Here is a 22,142-nt window from a genome sequence, read left to right as displayed (position 1 = left end):
ATCCTGCCTACCCAGCCAGTCCTGCCAGTCAGGTTCAGGGTCAGGCGCGGGGTTTGCCCAGATGCATCCCCGCATCCACCAAAAGCAACTCGCCCGTGACATGGCGCGACGCGTCGGACAGGAAGAACAGTGCCGTATCGGCAATATCATCCGGGCCGGATGCCACGCCCAGCGGTGTAAGCGCCTGAACGCTGCGTTCCTTTTCGGCAAAACCCGCCTCATCCAGCGCATCCTTGAACCAGCGGGTGCCGATGAAGCCCGGACAGATCGCGTTGACCCGGATCGCCGGGGCCAGCGCGCGGGCCAACGACAGGGTCATCGTGTTCAGCGCGCCTTTTGACGCGGCATAGGCGACCGATGACCCGACCCCCTTGACCCCCGCGATGGAGGATGTGTTCAGAACGCTGCTGGCCCGGCCTGTCGCCTTGTAGGCCGCAACCAGCAATGGCTTGGTTGCCTGCAAGACAAGAAAGGCGCCCACCACGTTGACCGCGTAGACATCCAGGAAATCGTCCTTTGACAGCGCGTCCAGGTCGGAATGATCACGCGCATGGCGGGTGATGCCTGCATTGTTGACCAGCATGTCCAGATGCCCCCAGCGCGCGGCGGCATCGGCCAGGGCCCGGCCCCCATCGGCATCGGCAACCGAGGCCTTCACGACCTGCACCTGCACGCCCGCGGCCCGGCAAAGATCGGCCGCTTCTTCGGCTTCTGTACGTGACCTTGTATAGTTCAAGATCACATTCGCCCCGCGCGCCGCGAGCTTCACGGCGATCGACCGCCCCAGCCCCGTGGCCGAACCGGTCACCAGCGCGTTGCGCCCCTCAAGATCCTGCATTTCATTCGCCTTTCATGCCGCGCCCATTGCCCGCGATGCCGCCCCGCGCGACAGCCCCGGATCAAGGGGCCTTCTGTTGTGATCAAACTTTGCTAACGTGGGAACAGGGCGCCGCCGCCACCCACATGACCAAAGAGGTTCACCCGTGACAGCAGACTACCAGATTTTTGAAATCGAGAACGTCGGGCTGCAACGGGGTGTGACCCTGCCACGCGCCCGGCTGGCCTACAAGACCTATGGCAAGCTGGCGCAGGACCGGTCGAACGTGATCCTCTACCCCACGTCCTACGGCGCGCAGCACCCTGATACCGAATGGCTGATCGGACCGGGCCGGGTGCTGGATCCGCGCGAGTGGTTCATCATCATCCCCAACATGTTCGGCAACGGGTTGTCGACCTCTCCGTCCAACATCGATGCGCCATTCGGCCCCGATCGTTTTCCGCAGATCACCCATTGGGACAATATCCATGCCCAGCGCCGCCTGCTGGCCGAGGTTTTCGGGGTCGAACATCTGGCCATGATCTATGGCTGGTCGATGGGCGCGCAGCAGGCGCTGCATTGGGGCGCGATCTTTCCCGATCAGGTCGCGCGTATCTGCGCGCTGTGCGGATCGGCGCGCACCTCGATCCACAACAAGGTCTTTCTGGAAGGTGTGCGCGCCACGCTGACGGGCGATCCGCATTGGACCGGCGATCATTTCACGGCTCATCCCCGGCGCGGGCTGCGGGCGATGGGGCGCGTCTATGCGGGATGGGCCATGTCGCAGGCTTTCTATCGCGAGAAGCTGTACGAAAAGGTGGGCTATTCCTCGCTGGAGGATTTTCTGGTGCGGTCATGGGAGGCGAATTTCCTGCGCCGCGACGCGCATGATCTTCTGGCCAGCTTGGAGACATGGATGCAGTCCGACATTTCCGACAACCCCATCCACGGCGGCGATCTGCAAAAGGCACTGGGGGCGATCACGGCGCGGTCGATCATCATGCCATCGCGCACCGATCTCTATTTCACGCCCGAGGATAGCGCGATCGAGACCGCGATGATGCCCAATGCCGAATTCCGCCCGATCGAGTCGATCTGGGGTCACCGGGCCGGCAACCCCGCGATGAACCCGGAAGACGAGGCCGTTCTGCGGCAGGCCGTATCGGACCTGCTGGGCAGCTGATCCGCACCGCCCCCTTGCCGTCGGTCAGTCAAGCTCGCTCCAGGGCCAGGGCTTCACGTTGCTGGCCGCGGTCTGGAACCGTGCGGCCTTGGCCACCCAGATGCCCAGATCGGTGCCGAAATCGGCCAGCCGCTTGTTCGGTTCGTTGTTGTTGACCAGCATCACGACGAACTGGACCAGCGTGGCGACGCCAAGCACGGTCTGCGCCAGCGAGATCATGATCGCGATCAGGATCATGTAAAGCAGCCGCAACAGCATGTTGTCCGGCTTGTCAGGCTCGATCTGTTCTCCGTTCAAGCGCCCTGCAATCTTGTGTTCGTCCTCACCCATCATCGTTTTTCTCCCAATATCCCGTGTTGCGCCGTTTTAATGAACCCCACCCAGACTATCCTGCCCGGCGGCTTCGGGATTTTACACTGAAACCACCGCAAAGGGCGACATTAAGTTCTGTCATCCCTTTCGCTTTGATGGCTAAACTGGCCCCCGGAAGATCGCTTTGCAGCAAGGGAGGGCAACAGGTGCAGACACGCCGCATTCGCCAGGATGGCAGGATGGTTTCGGAAATCGGGCTGGGATGCTGGAGCTTTGGCGGCGCCTACGGTCCTACCACCGAGGCCGAGGCGCATGACACCCTGTCAGCCGCGCTGGACCTGGGCGTGGATTTTCTGGATACGGCGAATGTCTATGGCATGGGCCAGTCCGAAACCATCATCGGCAGCTTCCTGAAGGGCCGGAAGGATCTGTTCACGATCGCCACCAAGGGCGGAATCCGTCGCGATCCGGCGACGGGCAAGCGCAGCTTCGACAACAAACCCGACTATCTGCGTACCGAGCTTGAGGCATCGCTGACCCGGCTGGGGCTTGACTGCGTCGATCTTTACTACATCCACAGGCGCGATCCCGACGTGCCCATCGAAGATGTCATGCATACGCTTCTGACCTTCAAGGCCGAGGGCAAGATCGGCGGCATCGGCTTTTCGGAAATCGCGCCCGCCTCGCTGCGCCGGGCCGCGGCCGTGGGTCCGGTGGACGCGGTACAAAGCGAATACTCTCTCTGGACGCGTCAGCCAGAGCTGGGCATGATCCAGGCCTGCCGGGATCTTGGCGTGGCCTTCGTGCCCTTTTCACCCGTCGGGCGGGGCATGTTCACCGACCGGGCGCCTGACCCGGCCAGCTTTGCCAAGGGCGATTTCAGGATCCCGAACCCGCGGTTTCTGGAGCCGAATTTCAGCCACAACCTTGCTCGGATCGAAGGCTTTCGCGCACTGGCGCGTGACCTTGGTACGTCCCCGGCGGCACTGGCCATCGCCTGGTGCCTAGCGCGCGGCCCGCATCTGATCCCGATCCCGGGCACGCGCAAGGCCGCACATCTGCAAGACTGCGCCGCCGGACGCGCCTTCGTGATGACGGATGAGATCATGGCAGCCATCGAGGGCATCCTGCCGATCGGATGGGCCCATGGCGACAGGTATTCCGCCGATCAGAAACTGGGGGTCGAGGGTTATTGCTGAGCCGCCTCGCGGATCAGGTCGCCGACAGCCTGTCGATCTGATCCTGCGGCACGCCGGCTGCCCGCGCGGCGTCCAGCAACTGACCCCATGTGCCCGGATCGACGGGAATGCCGTTCGCCCGCCGGTCCTGCGCGCAGCGCCGTTCAGGATCACCGGGGAATTGCACGGCATCGACACCGGGCGCGGGGGGCGATCCCTTCACCCAATCGGCATATCTGTCCATGTCGCGCATGAAATCATCGCCCGTCCCAAGGGCATCGGGGGCGATCAGGATCGCCATCATGTTGTTGATGATGCGCGACGGCACCTGCCGTTCGGGCGCATAGGCCCCGCCACCGCTGAACGATCCGCCCAGAATGTCACCCAGCAGCGCAAGGCCAAAACCCTTGTGCGCCCCGAATGTCGTGAGCGCCCCAAGCGGGCTGTCGAACATCACTGACGGATCGTTGGTCGGCCGCCCCTGGGCATCAATCAAGGCACCTTCCGGCACGGTCTTGCCGCTCAGATGCGCGACACGCACCTTGCCCTTAGCAATCGTGCTGGTCGCCATGTCCAGCAGGAACATCGGGTTCTTGTCCGTGGCGGGGATCGCGGTGCAATAGGGATTGGTCACAAAGCGCCCGTCGCTGCCACCGAAAGGCGCCACAAGCGGCTGGGCTGTTTGCACATTGGCATAGATGATGCAGATGAAACCGGCCTCGGCAGCCATGGCGCCCCAATCGGCAAGCCGGCCCAGATGGAAGCTGTTACGCAGCGACAGGACAGCGATCTGGGTGTCCCTGGCCTGCTGGATCGCCATCTCCATCGCCTGCTCGGCGATGATATGGCCAAAGCCCTGTTGCCCGTCCACCAACAGGAAGGGGCCGTTTTCCCGCACCAGCAGCGCCGTTGCATCCGGGTGCAGCTGTCCGGCCATGATCCCTTCGACATAAGCGGGGATCATGCCGACGCCGTGGCTGTCGTGGCCTGTCAGATTGGCACCGACCAGCCGTGTCGCCACGCGGCGCGCGGCATCCGCATTTGCCCCGGCATGACGAAGAATAGCCGTGGCAAGGGATGTAAGGTTTTCGGCAGATATCTTCATATGCGCGCGGCCTTCCTGAAGGATGTCGATCTGGCGCCCTGATGCGCCGGGCATGGCAAGACGCCGGGAAAACGCGATCAGCCGTTCGTGAGATAGGCCAGCATCGTGTCGGCACCCGACACCTTCAGCGGCACACCTGCGGGGTTGTCCTGAAATCCGGGCTCTGCAAACAGCTTTTCGATCTTCCCGTGCTCGACCAGCATGGAATAGCGCCAGCTGCGCATTCCCATGCCCTGGCTGCTGCGGTCGACCAACATGCCCATCTTGCGGGTGAATTCGCCATTTCCATCCGGCAGCATGAACACCTTGCTGACGTTGCGCGACACTGCCCATTGATACATCACGAAAGCATCGTTGACGGCCAGGCAGATCACCTGGTCGATGCCCAGGTCCCGGAAACGGTCATGATTGTCCTCAAAGCCCGGAAGGTGGCTTTCGGAACAGGCGGGCGTGAAGGCGCCCGGCAGGGCAAAAAGCACGATGCGTTTTCCGCCAAATATCTCGGCGGTTGTCAGGGCTTTCCATTCGAAGGGATTTGACCCGCCCAGCGCCGGGTTGCGCACACGGGTATGAAAGGTTGCGTCTGGTACGGTCTGCGGGGTCATGTCCATGCGCCTTGCTGTTTCCATTTGATATTAGCAGGCGCGAAACGCACTGACTACAGGGCCAAGGGCAGCGCCGACAACAGCCCCGCAAACGCGACAGCCAGGGCCGTGATGCGCCTGGCCCCGCGTCCGTTGTCAGCCCTGTTGCGCTTGATACCGGCCTGCGGGCTGCCCGATCGCGGCCTTGCACCAGGCCACAGCGGCATCGGGGGTCGGGGTGATCCATTCGGCCATGCCGTCGGCAAAGGCGTCGAAACCGTCACGGCTGCCACGCCCCACGGCAACCAGCACCGGAATCCCCTCGACCAGGGCCTGACCGATCAGGGGGCGAAATCCGCGCCCGTCGATTTCAGCCTTGCCGAACTTGTTGACGACCAACAGGTCGACCGGGCCAAGCAGGGCCGTTTCGACCCGCGCCACGACCTCTTCCAGCGCGGCGGGGTCAAGGCAACAGCCACGCGATTGCGCGCCCAGATCCTGGCTGATCTGACGCAATGCCCCCTCGGCCAGAAGATGCAGCACCATATCGGCGCGGCGGCGCCCTTCGCGTTCGACATTTTCCTGAACGGCGCCGGCCAGGCGAAACCCGTCAGCCTGCAACCGCGCCGCGATATCGAACAGCAGCCTGTCGGATGCGCCGCGCCCTTCGACGGTAATGGCTCCCAGCATGTTCCGGCCTTCTCCGCATCTTGCGCCCTTGCAAGCCGTGCTACTATATAAGCCATTCAAAGAAAAGCAGCGCAATGGCCCCAGACCTTCCCATCCTTCCGGACCCGCATGACCCGCGCCTGACCCGAACGGTCAGCGGCACCGATCACATGGGCGCGGCTGTCCAGATCGCGGTGGTCGAGGAACGTCCGCTGACCATCTACCTGAACGCGCAAGAGATCGTGACGGCGATGACGATCGGGGATCATCCCGATTACCTGGCCATCGGGTTTCTGCGCAACCAGGGCATGCTGCATGCCGACGACAAGGTCACCGCCATCGACTTTGACGAGGAGTTGGAGACCATCGTGGTGCGTACGGCGCGCCAGACCTCCTACGAGGAGAAGGTCAAGAAAAAGACCCGCACCAGCGGCTGCGCGGTCGGCACCGTTTTTGGCGACATGATGGAAGGGCTTGAGGGGCTGACCCTGCCGCAGACGGAACTGCGGACAAGCTGGCTTTACGCCCTGGCCAAACAGATCAACACGACCCCGTCGCTGTACCTGAGCGCGGGCGCGATCCATGGCACGGTGCTGTGCCAGGGCGACCAGCCGTTGGTCTATTTCGAGGATGTGGGCCGCCACAACGCGGTGGACAAGATCGCGGGCTGGATGTTCCTGAACGGGATCTCGCCCACCGACAAGCTGCTTTACACGACAGGGCGCCTGACATCGGAAATGGTGATCAAGACCGCGAACATGGGCATTCCGATCCTTGCCTCGCGGTCGGGTTTCACCGGCTGGGGGGTCGAGATTGCCCGCGCCGTCGGCCTGACCCTGATCGGGCGCCTGCGCGGTCAGCGCTTCGTCTGCCTGAGCGGCGAGGACAGGCTGATCCGCGATGCGGACCCGTCTTCTGTTCCCGACGACAGCAAGTCCAGCCGCCGCAAGGGGGCCGATAATGACTGAGGGTACAGCCAAAGTCCCGGCCGTCATTCTGGCGGGCGGCCGCGCCACGCGCATGGGGGGCGGCGACAAGGGGTGGCGCATCCTTGGCGGCAAGCGCCTGGTCGATCACGTGATCGCACGCCTGGCCCCGCAGGTGTCGGCCATCGCGCTGAACGCGAATGGCGATCCTGACCGCTTCGATCTTGGGCTGCCAGTGCTGCCCGACAGTATCGACGGATATGCAGGCCCGCTGGCGGGCGTTCTGGCAGGCATGGACTGGGCCGCGTCCCTTGGGGCGGATGCCGTGGTCAGTGTGGCGGCCGACACGCCTTTCTTTCCGACCGATCTTGTGATGCGGCTTCAGCAGGCCGCGGGGCCATCGGGCCTTGCGCTGGCGGCCTCGCCGGACGAGACCGGCAAGGTCTGGCAGCACCCGACCTTCGGCCTGTGGCCCGTGGCGCTGCGGCATGACCTGCGCGAGGCGCTTGAGGGCGGGCTGCGCAAGATCGTGCTGTGGACGGACCGCCACGGCGCGGGCATCGCCACCTTTTCGTCAGACCCACATGATCCCTTCTTCAACGTCAACACACCGGAAGACCTGGCGCAGTCCGAGGCATTGATCGGGGCGGCGGGATGAGGATCTACGGCGTCACCGGCTGGAAGAACGCGGGCAAGACCGGGTTGATGGAGCGGCTTGTCGCGGACATCAGCCAGCGCGGATATACCATTTCCACCCTGAAACACGCCCATCACGACACCGATGTCGATCAGCCGGGGCGTGACAGCTATCGCCACCGGGCGGCGGGCGCGCACCAGGTGATGCTGTCCTCACCCAACCGCTGGGCGCTGATGACCGAATTGCGCGATCAGCCGGAACCGTCGCTGGCCGATCTTCTGCCGCTGATGACGCCGGTCGATCTGATCCTGGTCGAGGGTTATAAGCGCGCACCGCACCCCAAGATCGAAGCGCATCGTTGGGAAACCGGCCGCCCCCTTCTGGTGGACAGCAACCCCACGATCCGCGCCGTCGCATCGAACACCGTGCCGCAGAACCTGCGTGTGCCCTATTTCGACCTGGATGACGTGCCCGCCATCGCCGATTTCATCCTGGCCGAGGTAGGGCTTTGACCTATTCCCGCGTCGCCATTCTGGATTGGTCGGCGGCGGGAAAACCCGCGCGCGGCAAGGACTCGATCTGGCTGGCGCTGGATGGCGAGGCACCCGAGAACCTGCCCACCCGCGCACAGGCCGAGACGCGGCTGATCGCGTTGATCGAAGAAGCACTTGCCGCGGGCGAGAGGCTTTTGCTGGGGGCGGATTTCGCCTTTGGCTATCCGCAGGGGTTTGCCGCGACCGTGGCGGGCGGACCATTGCATCTGTGGGACTGGTTGGCCGACAAACACGCCGATACCGACCGCAACGAAAGCAATTACCGCGATGTCGCCGCGCGCCTGAACGCGCTGTTTCCCGGTGAGGGACCATTCTGGGGCAATGGCCGCAAGGCGCAGATCCCCGGCTTGCCACGCCTTAAACCGGCCCTGCCCGTCGGCCTTGCACAGCACAGGCTGACCGAAGCCGCCGCCGCCAGTCCCGGTGCGGCGCCGAAATCCGTCTGGCAACTGGCCGGGGCGGGCGCGGTCGGCGCGCAGACACTGACCGGGCTGCCGATGCTGGCCCGTCTGCGCCGCAGGTTCGCAGGCACCCTGTCGGTCTGGCCCTTCGAGGAGCCTGCACAGATCACGCTGGCCGAGGTCTATCCCTCGATGCTGGCGGATGCTGTCCGTCTTGCCGCCGCCGACAGTGACTTGCCCCCCGACGCGCATCAGGTGCGGCTTCTGGCGCAAGCCCTGGCCCGGCTGGACAAGGACATGCGCGCGCGCCTGCTGGATCGTCAGCCCCTGCCCGGGGCCGCCCTTGCCGAAGGCTGGATCCTGGGCGCGGGAGCGCAGGCACAACTGCGGGCCGCGCTTTCGGCGCATCTGACCCCGCCACGCCTTCGCAACGATTGCTTCGCGATGCCGCAAGGCGTGGCCTGGGCCCCGGTCGACACCGCTTTGGCAAAGCTGCGCGATGCGCTGCATCCGGTCACGGGTCAGGATGTCGTCAGGACGCATGAGGCGGCGGGCCGGGTTCTGGCAATGCCTGCCACGGCACGCCGGTCAAACCCGCCCCGCCCCAACGCCGCGGTGGACGGATATGGCTTTGCCCATGCGGCGACGGGCAGCGGCCCGCAACGCCTGCCGCTGGCCCGCGGCCGCGCGGCGGCGGGCCAACCCTATATGGGCAGGGTGCCGCAGGGCCATGCGATCCGCATCCTGACCGGGGCAATTCTGCCCGCCGGTGTGGATACCGTGGTGCTTGAGGAAGATTGCGCGACGGATGGTCTGCATCTGGTCTTTGACGGACCCGTTAAACCAAGGGCCAATACCCGCCGCGCGGGCGAGGATATGGAGGCAGGCCAGCTTGCCCTGCCCGCCGGTCATGTCCTGCGCGCGCCCGATCTGGCGCTTCTGACAGCGCTCGGCATAGACAGCGTCGCGGTGCGAAAGCCATTGCGCGTGGGCGTGCTGTCCACCGGGGACGAGCTGCTGACAGATCCCGCAGCCGAAGCGGCGCCGCATCAGATCTATGATGCGAACCGCCCGATGCTGCTGTCGCTGGCCGCGCGATGGGGCCATGCGCCGGTGGATCTGGGCCATATGCCCGACGATCCTGACGCAATCCGCAAGGCCCTGATGCGGGGCGCGGAACAGGCCGATGTCGTGCTGACCTCGGGCGGGGCCTCTGCCGGGGACGAGGATCACGTCTCGCGGTTGCTGCGAACCGAAGGCAACCTGAGCAGTTGGCGCATCGCGGTCAAGCCCGGCCGCCCGCTGGCGCTGGCCATGTGGCATGGGGTGCCGGTCTTCGGATTACCCGGCAACCCCGTTGCGGCCCTTGTCTGCGCGCTGATCTTCGCGCGGCCTGCCCTGTCGCTGATGGCGGGATCGGGGTGGACCGAACCTGATACCTTTGTCGTGCCCGCGGCCTTTTCGAAGGACAAGAAAGCCGGGCGGCGTGAATATCTGCGCGCAAGGTTGAATGCACAGGGCGAGGCGGAGGTTTTCGCATCAGAAGGATCCGGGCGTATCAGCGGCCTGTCCTGGGCGCGGGGCCTGGTGGAGCTGCCCGATGATGCAGCCCAGATCAGGCCAGGCGCATTGGTGCGCTATATCCCCTACGCCAGCTTCGGGCTCTAGCCGCCGCCGCCCTGGTCAGAGGCTGTTTCCACGCTCGGTCAGCCCTTGGCGACAAGCCAGGTGATGACGCTTTCCGCTTCCGATGACGCGACCAGACGATGCCCGCCCTCGGCGCAGAAATGCGGAATATCGACCACGGCGGCAGGGTCCGTCGTCGTGATGCGTACAACCTCGCCGCCCGCGCGCGCAGCCAGCCGCTTGCGCAGTTTCAGCACCGGTAGCGGGCACAACAGACCACGCGCATCTATATCATCATGCCAATCCATGAGCGCGATATAGAGCGGGCAAATCGCCCTGTCCATACCGCGACCCTTCGCATGACATTCGCGACTCTTGATAGGTTTTGCCTATCACCCCAAGGAACTGCCATATTGATCGGCCTCGCCCTGCGGCGCAGGGTCATCGGCAACGCATCGGCAACTCTACCGACAAGGCAGCGCAATGGCACTTGATGACAACCAGGGCATCTGGAAATCCGGCAAAGGCAAGGGACGCCACACCCCGAAGGGGCGGCAATTGGACGATCTGGCCCTGGCCGAGGTGCGGGACATCTTGGGCAACAGGCCCAGGCGCCGCGATCTGCTGATCGAATTCCTGCATCTTCTGCAGGACAGCCATGGCCATCTGAGCGCACCGCATCTGCGCGCCCTGGCGGAAGAGCTGCGCATCAGCATGGCCGAAGTCTGGGAGGTCGCGACCTTCTACGCCCATTTCGACCCGATCCGCGAGGATGAGACACCGCCGCCCGACCTGACCATCCGCGTCTGCGAATCGCTGTCCTGCGAACTGGCCGGGTCCGAGGCCCTGATCACTGCGCTGGAAGCCGGTCACGATCCGGCCCGCATCCGCGTCTTGCGCGCGCCCTGCATGGGGCGCTGTGATACGGCACCCGTGCTGGAAATCGGCCACCGTCATGTGGATCACGCCACGGTCGAGACGGCGCAAGCGGTGATCGATGCGGGCGATTTTCATGCCGTGATCCCGGCCCATGAAACGCTGGCCACCTACCGGAACGCGGGCGGCTACCAGACGCTGCAAGCCCTGCGCGATGGCGGCGATGTCGAACAGGTGCAGGACCGCCTGCTGGAGGCTGGCCTGCGCGGTCTTGGCGGCGCGGGCTTCCCCTCGGGCCGAAAATGGTCTTTCGTGCGGGCCAATCCCGGACCGCGCTATCTGGCCGTCAACGGTGACGAGGGCGAACCAGGCACGTTCAAGGACCGCCATTACCTTGAGCGTACCCCGCATCTGTTCCTCGAAGGCATGCTGATTGCCGCATGGGGCGTCGAGGCCGAGACCTGTTTCATCTACATGCGCGATGAATATCCCGCCGTGCGCCAGATCCTGTTGCAGGAAATCGCGGCGCTGGAACAGGCCGGTATCGTGTCCAAAGGGTATATCGACCTGCGCCGCGGCGCCGGGGCCTATATCTGCGGCGAGGAAAGCGCGATGATCGAATCGATCGAAGGCAAGCGCGGCATCCCGCGCCACCGGCCGCCTTTCGTGGCACAGGTCGGCATCTTCAACCGGCCCACATTGGTGCATAATGTCGAAACCCTGCACTGGGTCGCACGCATCTGCCGCGAGGGGCCGCAGATCCTGAACAGCGTCGAAAAGAACGGCCGCAAGGGGCTGCGCAGCTATTCGGTGTCTGGCCGGGTGGCGCGGCCGGGCGTCTACCTGCTGCCTGCGGGATCGACCATCACCGATGTGATCGCCGCCGCCGGCGGCATGGCAGAGGGGCATGCCTTCAAAGCCTATCAGCCGGGAGGGCCCTCGTCCGGCCTGCTGCCAGCCAGCATGCATGACATCCCGCTGGATTTCGACACGCTGCAACCGCATGGCACCTTCATCGGCTCTGCCGCTGTCGTCGTGCTGTCCGATCACGACAGCGCGCGCGATGCAGCACTGAACATGCTGCGTTTCTTCGAGGCCGAAAGCTGCGGCCAATGCACGCCATGCCGGGTGGGATGTGAAAAGGCGGTCAAGCTGATGCAGGCCGACCGCTGGGATCAACCCTTGCTGGAAGAGCTGTGCACGACCATGACCGATGCCAGCATCTGCGGGTTGGGCCAGGCCGCGCCCAACCCGATCCGCCTGACCATCAAACATTTCCCGCAAGAGGTCTGACATGTCCGACAAGGTAACCTTCATCCTGGATGGCAAGGAAGTTCAGGCCGATACCGGGCAGACAATCTGGGAAGTCGCCAACGGGCGTGGCCTGATCATTCCGCACCTGTGCCACAAGCCCGCGCCGGGGTATCGCCCCGATGGCAACTGCCGCGCCTGCATGGTCGAGATCGACGGCGAACGCACCCTGGCCGCCTCGTGCATCCGCACACCCACCGAAGGCATGGTTGTCAGGACAGACAGCGCCCGCGCCACATCGGCGCGCAAGATGGTGGTCGAGATGCTGCTGGCCGATCAGCCGGATCGTGCGGCCGCGCATGACCGGTCCTCGCATCTGTGGGACATGGCCGAGGCGAATGGCGTGACCGAAAGCCGCCTGCCGACCCGGGATGCGGACCATATCCCGCTGCTGGACGACAGCCATGTGGCGATGCGGGTGAACCTGGATGCCTGCATCTCTTGCGGGTTATGCGTCCGCGCCTGCCGCGAGGTGCAGGTCAATGACGTGATCGGCATGGCCGGACGCGGCCAGAACGCCTATCCGGTGTTCGACATGAACGATCCGATGGGCCAATCCTCTTGTGTGGGTTGCGGCGAATGCGTCCAGGCCTGCCCTACGGGCGCGCTGATGCCGGCCGCGATGGTGGATGCGGCACAGCAAGGCGACAGCAAGGATGTCGATGAAACCGTCAAGTCCATCTGCCCGTTCTGCGGTGTCGGCTGCCAGGTCAGCCTGAAGATCAAGAACGGCAAGGTGCGTGCCGTCGAAGGGATCAACGGCCCCGCCAATGAGGGGCGTTTGTGCGTCAAGGGGCGCTTCGGGTTCGATTACATCCATCACCCCCACCGCCTGACCACGCCGCTGATCCGGCGCGAGGGCGCACCCAAGGGATTGAATGTCGATCCGGCCAATCCGATGACCCATTTCCGCGAGGCCACCTGGGACGAAGCGCTGGACATGGTGGCAAACAGCTTCAAATCGCTGAGCGCTGCCAGCGACGGTCGGGCGATTGCGGGCTTCGGGTCCGCCAAATGTTCCAACGAAGAGGCATATCTTTTCCAGAAACTGATCCGGCAAGGCTTCGGCCATAACAACGTCGATCACTGCACACGGCTGTGCCATGCCTCGTCCGTGGCGGCGCTGATGGAAAACGTGGGCTCTGGCGCGGTGACGGCGACCTTCAACCAGATCGAACACGCGGATGTGGCCATCGTCATCGGGTCGAACCCGGTGGAAAACCACCCCGTGGCCGCCACCTATTTCAAGCAGTTCGCCAAGCGCGGCGGCAAGCTGATCGTGATGGATCCGCGCGGCGTCGGCCTGCGGCGCCATGCCACCCACATGCTGCAATTCAAGCCGGGTGCGGATGTCGCCATGCTGAACGCGATCATGAACGTGATCGTCGAGGAAGGTCTTTACGATCAGACCTATATCGAGAAGTTCACCGAAAACTGGGAAGCGGAAAAGGCCCATCTGGCTAAATTCACCCCCGAGGCGATGGCCCCGATCTGTGGCATTCCCGCCGATCAGCTGCGCGCAGCCGCCCGGACCTTTGCAGGCGGAAAGGCGGGCATGATCTTCTGGGGCATGGGTGTGTCGCAGCATATCCATGGCACCGACAATTCCCGCTGCCTGATCTCGCTGGCCCTGATGACCGGCAATATCGGCAAGCCCGGCGCGGGGCTGCACCCGCTGCGCGGGCAGAACAACGTACAAGGCGCCTCTGATGCCGGGCTGATCCCGATGTTCCTGCCCGATTACCAGCCTGTCACGGATGACGCGGTGCGCGGCACCTTCTCGCGGCTCTGGAATTCCGGCGACTTCTCGGGCGAGAAGGGTTTGACCGTCACCGAGATCCTGGATGCCGTTCATGCCGGTTCGATCAAGGGCATGTATATCCTTGGCGAGAACCCCGCCATGTCCGACCCGGACGTGACCCATGCAAGGCACGCCCTGTCCAAGCTGGACTGCCTTGTGGTGCAGGACATCTTCCTGACCGAAACGGCCAATTACGCCGATGTGATCCTGCCGGCGGCGGCCTTCTACGAAAAGAACGGCACCGTCACGAACACCAACCGTCAGGTGCAGATGGGCCGCGCCGCTGTCGCGCCTCCGGGCGAGGCCCGCGAGGATTGGCTGATCATCACCCAACTGGCCCGGCGGCTTGGTCTGGACTGGGATTACACCCATCCCGGCCAGATCTATACCGAAATGGCGAAGGGCATGAAATCGCTGGCAAACATCACCTGGGAGCGGCTGGAAAACGAAGGTGCCGTGACCTATCCCAGCCTGTCACCCACCGATCCCGGCCAGCCCATCGTCTTCGCCGAGGGTTTCCCGCGCGCCGGGGGGCGTGCGAAATTCACGCCCGCCTCGATCATCTCGCCCAACGAGTTGCCTGACGCGGATTTTCCCTTCGTGATGACCACCGGGCGGCAGCTTGAGCATTGGCATACAGGGTCGATGACACGCCGCTCTCATGTTCTCGATACGGTCGAGCCCGAGGCGAACTGTTCCATCCACCCGGCCACCCTTCACCGTCTGGGGGTCTTGCCGGGCGGCAGCGTGCGCCTGGTGTCGCGGCGCGGCGCGATCACGATCATGGCCCGCGCCGATCGTGCCGTGGCCGAAAACATGGTTTTCGTCCCCTTCGCCTATGTCGAGGCGGCAGCGAACGTCCTGACCAATCCGGCCGTGGACCCCTATGGCAAGATCCCGGAGTTCAAGTTCGCGGCCGTGCGGATCGAACGGGCGCAAGAACAGATCCCGGCTGAATAGCCGAAGCCCGAATGGGGCGAAAAAAGGGGGGGGCACGCCCCCCTGTGCGCGGCCTGCGCGGGGCCGTGAAAGACGGCATGAAAACGCGTGGTCAGGTTCCCTGACCGGTTTGTCAAAACCTGTCTGGATATCCATTTCATTTCATGCAACATCGCCCGGCGGGCAGAGGGAAACACGAATAAAATGAGTGGTTTCGGTACGGTTCTATGGGATGCGTTCGGCCTGATCATCCGGGCTGACAAAGACCTGCTGGAAATCATCTTTCTGTCGTTGCGCGTCACCCTGACGGCGGTGATCATCGCCTGCCTGATCGGCCTGCCGATCGGGGCCGCCCTGGGTACGTTTCGCTTTCCCGGCCGCGTGGCCGTCCTGGTCGTCCTGAATGCGCTGATGGGCCTGCCCCCCGTCGTGGTCGGGCTGGTGGCCTATCTTTGGCTGTCCGCCTCGGGCCCGCTTGGGGTTCTGGGGCTGCTTTACACGCCGACCGCGATGATCATCGCGCAGGTCATGCTGGTGACCCCGATCATCGCGGCGCTCAGCCGGCAGGTGATCGAGGATCTGAACACCGAATATGCCGAGCAGATGGAATCTCTGGGTGTCGGCATTCGCCAAAGGATCATGGCCCTGATCTGGGATGCACGTTACAGTCTGCTGACCGTGGCGCTGGCCGGCTTTGGCCGCGCCATGGCCGAAGTCGGCGCCGTCATCATTGTTGGCGGCAATATCAACCATGTGACAAGGGTCATGACGACGACAATCGCGCTGGAAACCTCGAAGGGCAACCTGCAACTGGCGCTGGCCCTGGGGATCATTCTGCTGGTGCTGGCCCTTGGGATCAATGCGGCCGTGATGGGCGTGCGTGCAACCGCTGTCAGGTCTGCCTATGCCTGAGGTCGTGCCCTTCCCGCCCACACAGCACGCCAAGCAGCCACAGACGCTGATTGAAACGCGGTCCCTGTCCTATGGGGCGACGGGTCAGACCCTGATCCGTGACGTGTCGATCAAGGTGCAGCACGGCAAGCGGACGGTGCTGATTGGGGCGAACGGTGCCGGAAAAAGCCTGCTCTTGCGCCTGCTGCACGGCTTGTTGCCCCCCCAAGCCGGGGAAATCCTGTGGCGGGGCAAGCCCCTTGATCGCGCCGCGCGCGATGCCCAGGCGATGGTGTTCCAGAAACCGGTGCTGCTGCGCCGGTCCGTTGCGGCCAATCTGCGCTTTGCGCTGTCGGTTCGCGGCGTCAGCGGGCGCGAATGCCGCCGCCGCGTGGACGAGGCGCTGGAGCTGGCGCGCCTGGGTCATCTGGCGCATCGTCCCGCCAGGGTCTTGTCGGGCGGTGAGCAACAGCGCCTGAGCATTGCCCGCGCGCTGACCCTGAACCCCGATCTGCTGCTGCTGGATGAACCGACGGCCAGTCTGGACCCGGCCGCGACGCTGATGATCGAGGAACAGATCAATTACGCCAATGCGCGCGGGGTCAGCATCGTGATGGTCACCCACGATGCAGGGCAGGCCCGGCGCATGGCCGACCAGATCGCATTCCTGCATAACGGTCAGCTTGTCGAGACGGGCCCGGCCGATGCGGTTCTGAACAATCCCGCCTCTCCGGCTGCGAAAGCCTGGTTGTCTGGCAGGCTTTACACCGACACGATCACCCCGCCCCCTGGTACGGGTCTTTGACGAAAGGTTCATGATGTCGCGCCGATCCATCATCTCGATTGCACTGACGGTTCTCTTGTCGGCCGGCCTCGCGGTGCAGGCGCAGGCGCAGGACAAGTTCATCATCCTGCAGTCCACCACCTCGACCGAGAATTCGGGCCTTTTCGATCACATCCTGCCCGCCTTTCAGGACAAGACCGGGATCCAGGTGCGCGTGGTCGCCGTTGGCACGGGCCAGGCCATCAACAACGCCGCCAATGGCGATGGCGACGTGTTGTTCGTACATGCAAAAAGCGCCGAGGAAAAATTCGTGGCCGAAGGTCACGGGGTGCAGCGGTTCGACGTCATGTACAATGATTTCGTGATCATCGGCCCCGAAAACGATCCCGCCGGCATCAGGGGAAGCACCGATGCGGTCGAGGCCCTGACCAGGATCGCCAAGACCGAGGCCCCCTTTGCAAGCCGTGGCGATGACAGCGGCACCCACAAGGTCGAAATGGCCCTGTGGTCCGCGACCGGGGTCGATGCAACCGCCGCATCGGGCAAATGGTATCGCGAAACCGGCTCGGGTATGGGGGCGACATTGAACACCGGCATCGCCATGGGGGCCTATGTCCTGACTGACCGGGCCACATGGATCAATTTCGGCAACAAGGGCAACCATGTCATCGCCGTCGAAGGCGACGCGCGCATGTTCAACCAATATGGCATTACCCTGGTGAACCCGGCGAAGCATCCGCATGTGAAGGCGGATCTTGGTCAGCAGTTCGTGGACTGGGTCATCTCTGCCGAAGGGCAGGCGACCATCGCGGACTACAAGATCAATGGCCAGCAGCTGTTCTACCCCAACGCAAACGCGTCGAACTGATCAGCGCGCACCTGACCGCAGATCCCTGGACCAAACATGCAAAAGCGCGGCCAGCAGAGCCGCGCTTTCTTGTCATCCGGTCCCTGCGCCAGGATCCAGGATGGACCGCCGCGCCAGGGGCTTGTCGAACTGATCTGCTATTCGGAACGGCCGCTGATCGTCCCTTCGATCCGGTGTTCCAGATCAAGCCCCTCGATCCGCAGTACCATCGTCGCCTTGAAGCTTTTTCCCGCCACCTTGTCGGGGCCTGCGTCACGCAGCGCTTCCTCGATCGCTTGCTGCGAGGTCACGCCCACCTGCTTGAGGAACTTGCGCATCGACATGTTGAAATCTTCGCTCATGGGTCGTCTCTCCTGATCTGGGGGGCGGGGCTTTCCGGGGGTTTCCGGGGTTTTCCGGGAATTACCGAGGGTTTTCGCGGCCTAACGAGTCGCGTTTTCAAGAAACTGGATCAGGGCGCGGCGATCTTCCTCGCTGGGTACGCGCTGATCAGGCATGCGGCTGCCCGGAGTATAGGCATGCGGCCCATGTTCGAAAAGCTCTGATATGGTTTGGGCGGTCCAGATGATATCGAGATCCTTGAGCGCCTCTGAATAGCTGTACCCCGGAAGTGAGGCGATGCGCCGCCCGAAGATACCATGCAGGGTCGGACCTGCACGAGCGCCGTCATCCGGTGTCAGCGTGTGGCAGACAGCGCAGGCGCGAAACACCTGTGCGCCGCGCGGGTTGATCAAGGTGGGATCGGATGCACCGCCCCCCTCGCCCAGGGCGGTGCCATCCAGCGACCAGCGCCGGATCAGCCCGTCATTCCCGCCTGTCAGCAGCACCCCGTCGGTGATTGCCAGCGCCCAGACCGGGCCTTGCCCGGTCGCGATGGCCGGCGCAACCGTCAAGGTCCCAGGGTCGACCAGCCAGGCGTCGCCCGTCGTGCCGCCGACCGCGACGCGCCCCTCACCGAAGGCCACGGACAGCAAGGGGCGTTCTGATACGGCCACTTCAAGGATGGTGCCGGACTGATCGACGATCCGCAGCGTGCCATCTGGCGAGGCCAGAAAAAATCGTGTGCCATCCGTCGTCAGCGCCGATGGTGGGCCCGGCAAATCGACCTGGGCGATCATCTCGCCCGTCGCACGCCAGATCCGCAGCGACAGATCCGCCCCCACGCTGGCCAATCCGTCCTGATAGGCAACAAGGCCGGTGATCTGCCCCTGATGCGCGTCGATCATGCGTGGCATCCCGGCACCGGACCAAAGCGCGATGCGCCCCTCCCATCCGGCAGAGGCCACACCAGCGCCCAGGACGGCCAAAGCGCCCACCGGCAGCGGATGCCATGTTTCGGAATAAAGCGGCTGAGGACCCTCGCCCCAGATCATGACGCGACCATCCTGCCCGCCAGTGGCATAGCGCCCATCCGGCAAAGGCAGAACAGCCGTCACGGCACCTTCATGATAGCCGCTGATCCGGGCGGCCACCGCCCCGTTCCAGACGATGGCGCGCCGGTCGAAGGAGCCGGAAAAGACCTGGCCCTGCGTATCCGCGGCCAAGGCCCGCACCGGTCCGCCATGGCCGCGCAGGTCCTGCCCAAACATCGGTGCGGCGCTTGCAAGATATGCAAGACACACTGCCGCAAGACGCATTCGGGCCACCTGCCCCATGGCGTATCAGTAGTTGATCAGGTTCTGCTCGCCGGGCGATACACGGGCGCCTTCGGTTGTGAATGCGCTTGTGCTGTCGACCTGGAAGGTGCCGTTCAGCACACTTGCGGCGCCCACGGCGATACAGACGATAGCGACACAGGCGATAAGAAAGGATTTCATCGGTCAGGCTCCTTGCAGTTTTCAGTTTTTCAGAAGGTTCGGCACAGGCGCGGTCAAACTGGACCAGACCGCCTCTGCCATGGTGACATAAAGACGCCCAAGCATCCCGTCGGGATCCCGGGCGACAATGGGTTGGCCGCTGTCGGATGCGGCACGCAGATCCATGGTCAGCGGCACGGCCCCCAGGAAGGGCACGCCAAGGCGACGCGCCTCGGCCTCGGCGCCGCCGGTACCGAACAGCGCATGCTGTTTGCCACAGTCGGTGCAGGTAAAATAGGCCATGTTCTCGATCAGGCCAATGATCGGCACATCCACCTTGCGGAACATCGCGATGCCGCGCCGCGCATCGACCAGCGCCAGATCCTGCGGCGTGGATACGATGACCGCCCCCGCAAGCGTGGTTCCCTGGGCGATGGCAAGCTGCGCGTCGCCGGTACCGGGCGGCATATCGACGATCAGCACATCCAGATCGCCCCAATCGACATCGGCCAGCATCTGGGTGATCGCGGACATCACCATCGGTCCACGCCAGACCATCGCTGTTTCGGCATCCACCATCATGCCCATGGACATCGCCAGAAGCCCGTTGGACTGCATCGGCAGCAAGCGGCGGTCCTTACCCATCCGGGGCCGACCATGCAGGGCCAGCAGAGTCGGGATCGAGGGGCCGTGAATATCGGCATCCAGAATACCGACCCGCAGCCCCTTGGCGCGCAGGCCCAGGGCAAGATTGACGGCGGTCGTGGATTTGCCGACACCGCCCTTGCCCGAAGCGACGGCGACCACATGGCGCACGCCGGCCAATATCTTGGGCGGTGCGCTTGGGGTAGCGGCGGTTTTCGGGGTGCTCAGACGCGGAGGCGGCGTGTGATCATTTGTCAGCACGACAAATGCACTCTCGACGCCGGGAATATCCAGCAGCGCGGCTTCGGCCTGCGCCCTGACACCGGCAAGCGATGCCGCCGCCTGCGCCGTGGTCATAATCGATACATTGACACGTCCATTGGCGACCACAGGCCCCGACACTTGCGGCGCTCCCAGCAGGGGCGTTCCATCGGGCATGTTCAGCCCTGACAGCGCCTCGCGGGCCGCCAACAGGATCGGATCATCGGCCATTGATATGTGGTCTTTCTGACGTGAACGCCTGTGACATCAATCAAGCGAAAGGGTGCGTCCGGTCCTGCAAGCAAGCCGGGCGCACCCTGGTTCTTCATTCGGCGGGATGCGCGCCTTTGGACGTCATGGACTTGTCGCCCGATTTCGCCTGAACTTCCTCGACCCAGAGCGAATGGTGCTCCTTGGCCCAGTTCAGATCAACCTCGCCCGAACCCATGGCGTCGAACGCGCCTTCCATGCCCACCGACCCGATGTAGATATGGGCGATGATCACGAAGGACAGCACCGCAGCAACGATCCCGTGGATCAGCTGGAACAGCTGCCAGTCAGCCTGCCCACCGGCCAGGGCCGGGAACAGCAGCATGACGCCCGTGAAGGACAGCGCCGCACCACCAAGCGTCACCGACCAGAAGATCACCTTCTGACCCGCGTTGAACTTTTTCGCAGGCGGGTGCACGCCCTTTTTCAGCAGGCCGCCCCCCTGTGCGATCCATTCGGCATCGACCTTGTTGGGCAGGTTATGCGCGACCCAGACCAGGAACGACAGCAGCAAGCCGACCATGAAGGCGGGGCCGACATAGTTATGCGCCAGCTTGCCCCAGACCGTCAGCGTCGAGAACGTCCCCTCGCCCAGCAGGGGCAGCAGCAAGGTGCGCCCCAGCACAAGGTTCAGGCCGGTCAGCGCCAGCACGATGAAAGAGCCTGCCATCAGCCAATGGGCAAAGCGTTCGATCGCGGTGAAGCGCAGGATGCGGATGCCCGACATCTTGCCATCGACCATGATCCGTCCCCGGATCATGTAGAACAGCGCCAGCACGACGACTGCGCTGACAACGGCGGCAACCGTCAGGAACCGCACGGTGCCGGTATGGGTGCCGGCCCAGGACTTGTTGCCCGGCTTGATCAGGCCGCTGGCCTGATCATCGGGGATCGACACACGTCCGGCCACCATCTGATCGCCTTGCAGCGCCTGAAAAAGCTTGTCTTCAGTGATGGATTGCGCGGTCGGGTTGACCTGCTGCGCCTGCACCGAGGTCGGTGCAGTGACAGCGCCAAACGCCATGACAGTGACGACAGCCATGAGGGCTGCAATACGCCGTGCGAGATGTTTCATGTTCATAGTCCCTACTCCCGCTCAGACAGTGATTGCATCGCCATAAGCGGTGCGCCAGCCCCATGCGCCAGAGCCGTAGCCCCGCGTCACGACGCGTTCCTTGTAGATTTCAGCAATGATGTCGCCATCGCCGGCAAGCAGCGCCTTGGTCGAGCACATCTCGGCACAGAGCGGCAGTTTGCCTTCCGCCAGACGGTTGGAACCGTATTTGATATACTCGGCCTCGGTCATGTCGGCCTCGGGGCCACCGGCGCAATAGGTGCACTTGTCCATCTTGCCGCGTGTGCCGAAGTTGCCGACCTTGGGATATTGCGGCGCGCCGAAGGGGCAGGCGTAGAAGCAATAGCCGCAACCGATGCAGGTGTCCTTGGAGTGCAGAACGACCGCGTCGTCGGTGGTATAGAAGCAATCCACCGGGCAGACGGCCGCACAGGGCGCGTCGGTGCAATGCATGCAGGCCATGGAAACCGAACGCTCACCCGGCAGACCGTCATTGATGGTCACCACGCGGCGGCGGTTGATGCCCCACGGAACTTCATGCTCGTTCTTGCAGGCCGTAACGCAAGCGTTGCATTCGATGCAGCGATCTGCGTCGCAAAGGAATTTCATACGTGCCATGGTTCTTGTCCTCCC

Annotated in this window: 23 protein-coding genes; 11 read left to right on the top strand and 12 right to left on the bottom strand. The window is 64.0% G+C overall.

Annotation, left to right across the window (positions count from 1 at the left end; translation table 11 throughout):
• Positions 1–40 precede the first annotated feature (40 nt).
• Positions 41–838 (bottom strand): SDR family NAD(P)-dependent oxidoreductase, encoded by a 798-nt coding sequence (locus ACFQ3C_RS00280; RefSeq protein WP_380788044.1) that lies wholly within the window; start codon positions 836–838, stop codon positions 41–43.
• Positions 839–983: 145 nt separating this feature from the next.
• Here ACFQ3C_RS00280 and ACFQ3C_RS00275 point away from each other — a divergent pair, with 145 nt between their 5' ends.
• Positions 984–2,000 (top strand): alpha/beta fold hydrolase, encoded by a 1,017-nt coding sequence (locus ACFQ3C_RS00275; protein WP_380788042.1) that lies wholly within the window; start codon positions 984–986, stop codon positions 1,998–2,000.
• Positions 2,001–2,024: 24 nt separating this feature from the next.
• Here the strand turns inward: ACFQ3C_RS00275 and ACFQ3C_RS00270 are convergent, their stop codons facing one another.
• Entirely contained in the window at positions 2,025–2,330 is a 306-nt protein-coding gene (locus tag ACFQ3C_RS00270) for a DUF4389 domain-containing protein (protein WP_380788040.1), read from the bottom strand.
• 188 nt (positions 2,331–2,518) lie between these two features.
• Between ACFQ3C_RS00270 and ACFQ3C_RS00265 the strand changes: the two genes are divergently transcribed.
• Positions 2,519–3,511, top strand: coding sequence for an aldo/keto reductase (locus ACFQ3C_RS00265; RefSeq protein WP_380788038.1), 993 nt, complete (start codon positions 2,519–2,521; stop codon positions 3,509–3,511).
• 13 nt (positions 3,512–3,524) lie between these two features.
• Here ACFQ3C_RS00265 and ACFQ3C_RS00260 read toward each other — a convergent pair whose 3' ends face one another.
• The 3 genes from ACFQ3C_RS00260 to ACFQ3C_RS00250 all read right to left on the bottom strand — a co-directional run bounded on the left by ACFQ3C_RS00260 (position 3,525) and on the right by ACFQ3C_RS00250 (position 5,869).
• Positions 3,525–4,649, bottom strand: coding sequence for a malate/lactate/ureidoglycolate dehydrogenase (locus ACFQ3C_RS00260; protein ID WP_380788036.1), 1,125 nt, complete (start codon positions 4,647–4,649; stop codon positions 3,525–3,527).
• 23 nt (positions 4,650–4,672) lie between these two features.
• On the bottom strand, positions 4,673–5,200 hold the full coding sequence (locus tag ACFQ3C_RS00255; protein WP_380789096.1) for a peroxiredoxin: 528 nt from the start codon (positions 5,198–5,200) through the stop codon (positions 4,673–4,675).
• A gap of 135 nt (positions 5,201–5,335) precedes the next feature.
• On the bottom strand, positions 5,336–5,869 hold the full coding sequence (locus ACFQ3C_RS00250; RefSeq protein ID WP_380788034.1) for a DUF2478 domain-containing protein: 534 nt from the start codon (positions 5,867–5,869) through the stop codon (positions 5,336–5,338).
• Positions 5,870–5,943: 74 nt separating this feature from the next.
• Between ACFQ3C_RS00250 and ACFQ3C_RS00245 the strand changes: the two genes are divergently transcribed.
• Genes ACFQ3C_RS00245 through ACFQ3C_RS00230 form a run of 4 tightly spaced genes read left to right on the top strand, consistent with a single transcriptional unit; the run spans position 5,944 to position 10,034 of the window.
• Positions 5,944–6,816, top strand: a complete 873-nt coding sequence (locus ACFQ3C_RS00245; protein ID WP_380788032.1) for a formate dehydrogenase accessory sulfurtransferase FdhD — start codon at positions 5,944–5,946, stop codon at positions 6,814–6,816.
• Positions 6,809–7,432, top strand: a complete 624-nt coding sequence (gene mobA / locus ACFQ3C_RS00240) for a molybdenum cofactor guanylyltransferase MobA (protein WP_380788030.1) — start codon at positions 6,809–6,811, stop codon at positions 7,430–7,432. The genes ACFQ3C_RS00245 and mobA overlap by 8 nt, the downstream gene beginning before the upstream one ends.
• A complete protein-coding gene (gene mobB / locus ACFQ3C_RS00235) occupies positions 7,429–7,923 on the top strand; it encodes a molybdopterin-guanine dinucleotide biosynthesis protein B (protein WP_380788028.1) in 495 nt (164 codons plus the stop codon). Before mobA ends, mobB begins: the two co-directional genes overlap by 4 nt.
• Positions 7,920–10,034 (top strand): molybdopterin-binding protein, encoded by a 2,115-nt coding sequence (locus ACFQ3C_RS00230; RefSeq protein WP_380788026.1) that lies wholly within the window; start codon positions 7,920–7,922, stop codon positions 10,032–10,034. The genes mobB and ACFQ3C_RS00230 overlap by 4 nt, the downstream gene beginning before the upstream one ends.
• A gap of 38 nt (positions 10,035–10,072) precedes the next feature.
• Here ACFQ3C_RS00230 and ACFQ3C_RS00225 read toward each other — a convergent pair whose 3' ends face one another.
• Complete coding sequence (locus ACFQ3C_RS00225) at positions 10,073–10,336, bottom strand: sulfurtransferase TusA family protein (protein WP_380788024.1); 264 nt, start codon at positions 10,334–10,336, stop codon at positions 10,073–10,075.
• Positions 10,337–10,475: 139 nt separating this feature from the next.
• Here ACFQ3C_RS00225 and ACFQ3C_RS00220 point away from each other — a divergent pair, with 139 nt between their 5' ends.
• From ACFQ3C_RS00220 to ACFQ3C_RS00200, 5 genes are all read left to right on the top strand, one after another.
• On the top strand, positions 10,476–12,161 hold the full coding sequence (locus ACFQ3C_RS00220; RefSeq protein ID WP_380788022.1) for an NAD(P)H-dependent oxidoreductase subunit E: 1,686 nt from the start codon (positions 10,476–10,478) through the stop codon (positions 12,159–12,161).
• Between the two features lies 1 nt (position 12,162).
• Positions 12,163–14,940, top strand: a complete 2,778-nt coding sequence (fdhF, locus tag ACFQ3C_RS00215) for a formate dehydrogenase subunit alpha (protein ID WP_380788020.1) — start codon at positions 12,163–12,165, stop codon at positions 14,938–14,940.
• 183 nt (positions 14,941–15,123) lie between these two features.
• On the top strand, positions 15,124–15,831 hold the full coding sequence (locus tag ACFQ3C_RS00210; RefSeq protein WP_380788018.1) for an ABC transporter permease: 708 nt from the start codon (positions 15,124–15,126) through the stop codon (positions 15,829–15,831).
• The gene (locus tag ACFQ3C_RS00205; protein WP_380788016.1) at positions 15,824–16,615 is read left to right on the top strand and encodes an ATP-binding cassette domain-containing protein; all 792 of its coding nucleotides are present in this window, start codon (positions 15,824–15,826) and stop codon (positions 16,613–16,615) included. The genes ACFQ3C_RS00210 and ACFQ3C_RS00205 overlap by 8 nt, the downstream gene beginning before the upstream one ends.
• Positions 16,616–16,628: 13 nt before the next feature.
• Positions 16,629–17,462 carry a substrate-binding domain-containing protein gene (locus ACFQ3C_RS00200; protein WP_380788014.1) on the top strand — a complete coding sequence of 278 codons (834 nt, stop codon included), beginning with the start codon at positions 16,629–16,631 and terminating at the stop codon, positions 17,460–17,462.
• 137 nt (positions 17,463–17,599) lie between these two features.
• On the opposite strand, the gene ACFQ3C_RS00195 is transcribed toward ACFQ3C_RS00200, so the two are convergent.
• From ACFQ3C_RS00195 to fdh3B, 6 genes are all read right to left on the bottom strand, one after another.
• Positions 17,600–17,803 carry a DUF6494 family protein gene (locus tag ACFQ3C_RS00195; RefSeq protein WP_380788011.1) on the bottom strand — a complete coding sequence of 68 codons (204 nt, stop codon included), beginning with the start codon at positions 17,801–17,803 and terminating at the stop codon, positions 17,600–17,602.
• Between the two features lie 81 nt (positions 17,804–17,884).
• Complete coding sequence (locus tag ACFQ3C_RS00190; RefSeq protein WP_380788008.1) at positions 17,885–19,051, bottom strand: c-type cytochrome; 1,167 nt, start codon at positions 19,049–19,051, stop codon at positions 17,885–17,887.
• 72 nt (positions 19,052–19,123) lie between these two features.
• Positions 19,124–19,279, bottom strand: a complete 156-nt coding sequence (locus ACFQ3C_RS00185; protein WP_380788006.1) for a hypothetical protein — start codon at positions 19,277–19,279, stop codon at positions 19,124–19,126.
• Between the two features lie 21 nt (positions 19,280–19,300).
• On the bottom strand, positions 19,301–20,395 hold the full coding sequence (locus ACFQ3C_RS00180; protein ID WP_380788004.1) for an Mrp/NBP35 family ATP-binding protein: 1,095 nt from the start codon (positions 20,393–20,395) through the stop codon (positions 19,301–19,303).
• Positions 20,396–20,489: 94 nt separating this feature from the next.
• On the bottom strand, positions 20,490–21,476 hold the full coding sequence (locus ACFQ3C_RS00175) for a formate dehydrogenase subunit gamma (RefSeq protein WP_380788002.1): 987 nt from the start codon (positions 21,474–21,476) through the stop codon (positions 20,490–20,492).
• Positions 21,477–21,530: 54 nt separating this feature from the next.
• Positions 21,531–22,127 carry a formate dehydrogenase FDH3 subunit beta gene (gene fdh3B / locus ACFQ3C_RS00170; protein ID WP_380788000.1) on the bottom strand — a complete coding sequence of 199 codons (597 nt, stop codon included), beginning with the start codon at positions 22,125–22,127 and terminating at the stop codon, positions 21,531–21,533.
• Positions 22,128–22,142 lie beyond the last annotated feature (15 nt).

The organism is Seohaeicola saemankumensis, assembly GCF_042678485.1.
GTDB lineage: Bacteria > Pseudomonadota > Alphaproteobacteria > Rhodobacterales > Rhodobacteraceae > Seohaeicola > Seohaeicola saemankumensis.
This window is presented reverse-complemented; position numbering and strand designations above follow the sequence as displayed.